6 protein-coding genes are annotated in these 6418 nt (G+C 38.1%); all 6 read left to right on the forward strand.

Annotation, left to right across the window (positions count from 1 at the left end):
- Window positions 1-133: 133 nt before the first annotated feature.
- Window positions 134-724 carry a hypothetical protein gene (locus tag EHO65_RS08880; protein ID WP_208744028.1) on the forward strand — a complete coding sequence of 197 codons (591 nt, stop codon included), beginning with the start codon at window positions 134-136 and terminating at the stop codon, window positions 722-724.
- A 626-nt stretch (window positions 725-1350) separates the two neighbouring features.
- A complete protein-coding gene (locus tag EHO65_RS08885) occupies window positions 1351-1698 on the forward strand; it encodes a hypothetical protein (RefSeq protein ID WP_135773747.1) in 348 nt (115 codons plus the stop codon).
- Window positions 1699-2103: 405 nt separating this feature from the next.
- Entirely contained in the window at window positions 2104-2505 is a 402-nt protein-coding gene (locus EHO65_RS08890) for a hypothetical protein (RefSeq protein ID WP_135773748.1), read from the forward strand.
- A gap of 695 nt (window positions 2506-3200) precedes the next feature.
- Complete coding sequence (locus EHO65_RS08895) at window positions 3201-3578, forward strand: DUF7674 family protein (RefSeq protein WP_135773749.1); 378 nt, start codon at window positions 3201-3203, stop codon at window positions 3576-3578.
- Between the two features lie 391 nt (window positions 3579-3969).
- Entirely contained in the window at window positions 3970-4362 is a 393-nt protein-coding gene (locus EHO65_RS08900) for a hypothetical protein (RefSeq protein ID WP_135773750.1), read from the forward strand.
- A 1346-nt stretch (window positions 4363-5708) separates the two neighbouring features.
- The gene (locus tag EHO65_RS08920) at window positions 5709-6227 is read left to right on the forward strand and encodes a hypothetical protein (RefSeq protein WP_135773751.1); all 519 of its coding nucleotides are present in this window, start codon (window positions 5709-5711) and stop codon (window positions 6225-6227) included.
- Window positions 6228-6418 lie beyond the last annotated feature (191 nt).

The following is a 6418-nucleotide window of genomic DNA, read 5'->3' on the forward strand; positions in this document are numbered from 1 at the left end:
CACATTGGCTTCAGTCACGACTTTTGCAAAAGCAAAAGATCGTGCCTGTCCCTAACGCCTCTTCGAGGCTCAGGGATCGCCAACGTCGTCAAGCCTTGGTCGTTAAGCGGACATGGCTAAAAATTTATTCAAAATGAAAAATTCTATAATCTTATTAATCCTTTTACTGGCATTCTCTTTGTTTAGCCAGGTCCACCATGACTATCCAGGACATGGTGCTAGCTTAGGAGGTAATAAAAAGAGGACACTCGAATTATTTTCTTATTATGGAGGAACTTGTAATGATAAAGGAGAATCGCAGCTAATTTGCAATGTAAAGGAATTTGATTATGAAATTAATTTTTCTAAAGAAGGATTGATCGTGAGCTATTTTCGCACGGTTAAATCAGCCGATTTAATTAAAAGTTATGGATATAGTAATCCTCCGAAAAGTATGCCTTTCATAAATCATCTATATGGACATACTTCAATTTATGGTTTTCCAGTTATATTTAATTTGGAGAAACAAGTGGCGTTGTATAATAGCAATTATATAACAGATAATTATATTATTCTCATAATTGATGAATTAGGAAATTACCGATTTTCAGCTTGTACGGAGCTATCAAATTGTAAGGATATTTATTTGCTAAAAAAAGCAATTTCGGCAAATACTCAATGGCGATGTGATCTTCATAGCGAAGTGATTTGTAGCTCGGATAAATTTAAAAAATATCTAAAATAAAAGCCACGTCGCTTAACTATCGGCTCTGACGCATCGCTTCGAGATTGCTGTCGCAACTCTCACTCGGGCTACGCCACATTTCGCTTTGTCACTCGCCTTGCAGTAGCAAGTCTCGCGCCAAGTCCTTGCGGACTCGCGAAACGTCGTCAAGCCTTGGTCGTTAGGCGCAATATCGCGATTTTGTATTTTTGAATTTAGTAAGCGTAAATCCTTTCCTAAAATATGAGTGGAATTTGATTTTAGGTCAGACCGCTTTTCACCCTTTTCTTGCCTTATATCGTAAACTGAAAGGTTCTACAGAATGTTTGAATCCATCAGAACTACCTGGATATATCTTCCGTTTGATCCTGCGAAAAGGGTTCGCTACTTTATATTCTGAAAGTGAATTAGTCAGTAATTGACTTTTATTCTATTTGAGGATTTTATAGAGTAGGGCTTTAGTGCAACGTGTTAGGGGCGATACTGCTGCCTAACTATCGGTGCTTCCGCTCCGCTCGGAGTTCGCTTGCGCGACTCGCTCGCTCGGGCTTCGCCACATTTGCTTCTGTCACTTCGTTTGCATGCGCAAACTTGTGCCATCGCAAACGTCGGAACACCTTGGTCGTTAGACGAAATGCTTTTAGAATATGTCCATAATTAAAGATATCTGGTTTCATACGAATTTAGATCTTAATATTTTGGCATCCAATATAGGCTTAATTCAAGTCGAAATGGATGCAGAAAACCATTGGGAATGGGTCACTGGATATTTAGAAAATGTGCAATTAGATATTACCAGACCGATCGATTCAAAAAGTGATATTTATGAGGTAAGGATATTTCGCTTGGGTGAATCTCCTATTATTTCTGGAGAATTGCATTCTTTAATAGTAACTAGGTTAATCAAATTAGGAATCTCTCCGATTTATATAGGTATTTGGAATTATTTATCAGGAAATGATTTTGAAAAAAATATTCTTTCCAAAATTATATAATAGAATTTCGAATCGGTCGTCTTTTCTACGACAATTAAAGTATGTGATTTCCTTCTTTTTGCGATGAATACATTTCGCTTTATATAGATTAGTTATTGACCTCATCTATATAAAGCACTTCGTCTAACTATCGGCTCTGGCGCTTCGCTTCGAGATGCTACGCACTCTCGCTCGGGCTGCGCCACATTGGCTCAGTCACTCGAATTGCAGAGCAATTCTTGTGCCTGTCTTCACTTACGTTCAGCTCGCCAACGTCGCCAAGCCTTGGTCGTTAGACGCAATGCTCGCAAGATATTACTTCTCAAGAAAAAATAGATACCTCAATCTCGCATAAATTTGACAAAAGTTTAAAAAAAGACTAAATAATTGCGAAAACTTTAAGTCTTCAGCAAATAGTATTTCTTTATGAAGGATAAAGACGACATTTCCGAAAGATTACTTTTGCAGAGAGTAAGGAATCGAATAACTGAAGTACTTGATATCGCTTCGGATATAGAGGCTCATTACCGATTTGGTGGAGATGAAATTATTAATCTATGGGAAGATTGGGTAGACGAATATAGATTAAATAGATATATAGAGCCAGTATTCAGTAAGTCGGAGCAAACTGCAATAAAAGACTTTCACAGAATTTGGTTGTACGTTTGCGAAAATACTCCCCAAATTTTGCCGCCTGTTGAGGAACTTTCTCGAAGTGACCTATGGTTACAATTGATAGCGATTGCTCAGGATTCATTGTCAATAATGAATGAACGGGGTAAATTTTCTGAAGAAACTGAATTGACTGATGATGAGTTAAGTCAGTAGTTCCACTCTTAGTGCGATCACAGCGTCTAACTATCGGCTCTGACGCTTCGCTTCGAGATTGCTTCGCAACTCTTGCTCGGGCTGCGCCACATTTCGCTTTGTCACTCGTTTTGCTCAGCAAAACTCGCGCCAAGTCCTTCGGACTCGCGAAACGTCGTCAAGCCTTGGTCGTTAGGCGCAATATCGCGATTTTGTATTTTTGAATTTAGTAAGCGTAAATCATATTCTAAAACAAGAGCGGAATTTGGTTTTAGGTCAGGTCGCTTTTCACCCTTTTCTTGCCTTATATCGTAAAACTGAAAGACTCAATCGAATGTTTGAATCCATCAGAACTACCTGGATATATCTTCCGTTGAATCCTGCGAAAAGGGTTCGCTACTTTATATTCTGAAAGTGAATTATTCACTAATTGACTTTTATTCTATTTGAGGATTTTGTAGAGTAGGGCTTGGGTGCAATGTGCTAGGAGCGATACTGCTGCCTAACTATCGGTGCTTCCGCTCCGCTCGGAGTTCGCTTGCGCGACTCGCTCGCTCGGGCTTCGCCACATTTCGCTTTGTCACTCGCCTTGCGGTGGCAAGTCTCGTGCCAAGTGCTTCGCACTCGCAAAACGTCGGAACACCTTGGTCGTTAGGCGACATTTTTAAAATTTTCATTACTATCAGAATAATTTGTAAGTTATAGAAACGAGAACTATGAATCCAGATTTCGATTTGTTTGATCATGATTCGGAGACCTTGAGGGTAAAAGGTAGATTAACCGAATTGTTTAACGATTTTGAAATTACTTTGCGTTCCTCACTCTTTGCTGAGCGAAATGGCGGAATGACGATTCATGGAATCTTTGCGGAGTTTAGTCATTATTTTAATAATAATTATGAATCTTTTGGTGATGATCAACTAATTGAATTGTTTGCATTCATTGAAGATTGTCTTATAACTGATTATGACGTTCTTAATAATGCTGTCTATACTTGCTTTTTAGAGAATATTGATAGTAGTAAGATTAAAATAAAAATTAATATTATCTTGGGTGAAAAGACTAGTAAATATTTAAAAGAATTGGATATGTGAGACATTTCCTACAAATATTAAAAACGGTCGCCTAACTATCGGTGCTTCCGCTGCGCTTCGAGATCGCTAACGCGACTCTCGCTCGGGCTTCGCCACATTTGCTTCAGTCACTTCGTTTGCATGCGCAAACTCGTGCCATTGCAAACGTCGGAACACCTTGGTCGTTAGACGCAATTAAATAAAAATGATTGTAAGATGGATATTTACAATTCTGCTAATTATCGGGCATTTCCTGACTAATTATACACTTAATTTTTTGAATGAAATGGCTATCTATATACTTGGGAGAGATGCTAAGTATTTTTTCTCCGTTTATCTCGATGGACCTTTTATTGTATTTATACCGACTTATCTTATAAGCGCTTTCATACTTTGCTTCGAATATATTAGATTGAAATACATCGGAAGAACGAAATTAACAGCAGAGAATCTATACGTTTTGAAAGGATTAACTGTTCAAGAGGAATCTTTAACGGAAAAATCCGATTTTTTTCTGACCTCCTTAGGTCTTGTTATTTTCCTTACTTTTTCTTATGCTTTTGTCTTTGGAGGGGGAACGATTATAAGAAGTGGCAGAATACAAGATTACTCATTTTATATGATATCGACTGAGGAAGCACTTTCTGATGTAATTTACGCAAAATTTGAAAAGAAAAGCAGATGGGGATCTTTAGATAAAGTAATTCTTACATTTCGGGATTCAAAAGAAATAAAGATATACTATAATATACAATGGTTATTTGAAATTCTCGACAAGTATGATGTTATTATAGAGGGAAGATAAATCAGCTTTGATCAATTTAACTGCGTCTAACTATCGGCTCTGACGCTTCGCTTCGAGATTGCTGCGCAACTCTCGCTTGGGCTACGCCACATTTCGCTTTGTCACTCGTCTTGCAGTAGCAAGTCTCGCGCCAAGTCCTAACGGACTCGCGAAACGTCGTCAAGCCTTGGTCGTTATACGCAAAACCGGAGAAGTTACTCTTTCAAGAAAAATTAGATAATAATCTGCTACACTAAAGAATGAATATTAAAGAACTAATTATTAAATTAAAATATCTTTCGAATGAACTTTTGATATATGATAATTATATTTTATATACTAAGCTTTCAGAAGCCGAAATTTTCGAACGAATTCTTAGTATTTCTGATAGCGATTACTTTAAAAGAGTAGTTAAAAATCAATTTCAAATGTATCGGAAAATAGGGTATAGAAATGCTGCTTTGCCGTTCTTGCAAGGGACCCTGTTCCCTGAAAAAGGAGTTACATTTATTTCTATTAGGGCTGGATTGCATCTAGTAACGAAGTTAATAATTGGTATATTTATTCTTGTACCTTTTATTATTCAAATAGTATCTTTCTTCTAATTAGCTAAATTAAATGTGAGCAGCGATAAAATAAACCTGAAGCTCTTAATTATTCCTTTTTTTGCATATTTTGGTATATTGATTGTATTCAGATCTGAAGCAAAAATTATTAAAAGTTTCATTTGCGAATTACTTGATGCGAAAAGTTAATGAAAAGTAACCGTCCTTTAGATTTAAGAAAGTAATTTCGTATCATATCCGGTTCAGCGTATAACTATCGGTGCTTCCGCAGCGCTTCGAGCTTGCTTACGCAACTCTCGCTCGGGCTACGCCACATTCGCGTCCGTCACTTCGTTTGCAAAGCAAACTCGCGCCGTTGCGAACGTCGGAACACCTTGGTCGTTATCCGAACATTCCAGCCAGAATTTGTTTTTTTTGTTTGTTTTTGAATTCTAAGTTTTTGTAATATAGATTCAAGCGCTTGGACGTTTGCTAAATAATTAGCTGCTATTTCGTAATAGCCGCCATACTCTTGAAGTGCATCTTGCGATTCTGGCGTTTGTTGGTTTTTGAGGATAGTGTTGAGGGCGGACCAGAATTCTCCTAACTGAATTCTTCTGCTTCGTAGGGTCTGAAATTTTTAGCAATTGTGGCTGAAACGTCGGATAACTTCCGGTGCCTCCGCGCCGCTCGGGGTTCACTTCGTGACCCGCTCGCTTGGGCTACGCCACATTTGCTTCTGTCACTTCGTTTGCATGCGCAAACTCGTGCCATCGCAAACGTCGGAGCACCTTGGTCGTTAGTCGACATTTTGTAAAATAAATGATAGGTAAAAAGAAAATTACTATATTTGCGGCATTAGTATTTATACTAATTTATCCCGTCCATTGCTCATACATTCGTCAGCAAATATTTTCTATATTTTTCGAAGGCATAAATACAAAATCATCATTTGACCTTAGAGCTATCTCTTTATTGCCTTGGGATTCCGTTGTAATAACTTCGAGCGGTGATAGTGTGCCCGTGCCTATTTGTAAAAGGGTGAATGAGATTTTAGGATTTAGTCTTAGAGGTCAAAGTCTGGATTCTGTATTATTTACTTTTCTATTAAATGGAACTATAATAGGCTCTTATGAGTTTGATCGCTATAGACTTCCGGTTTACTTTAAACAATGTCATGATGAAAAGAATCAGCTTTCTGGAATAAAGTATTATCGATATGATCAAGCAGTGTTCAAACTCAAAGACGACTATGCCGTCCCTAATTGTCCTATAAAAGATGAAGCCTCCATGGATAAAAGAAATGATCCCCATTGGATTTGTTTACAAAACGTCGACTAACTATCGGCTCTGACGCTGCGCTTCGAGATCGCTACGCGACTCTCGCTTGGCCTTCGGCACATTTCGCTTTGTCACTCGTCTTGCATGGCAAGCCTCGCGCCAAGTGCTTACGCACACGCGAAACGTCGTCAAGCCTTGGTCGTTAGCCGCAATGGTTTAAAAAATCTTTTTATAATATGAAAATAATTAAT

It is taken from the genome of Leptospira andrefontaineae (assembly GCF_004770105.1).
Classification (GTDB): domain Bacteria; phylum Spirochaetota; class Leptospiria; order Leptospirales; family Leptospiraceae; genus Leptospira_B; species Leptospira_B andrefontaineae.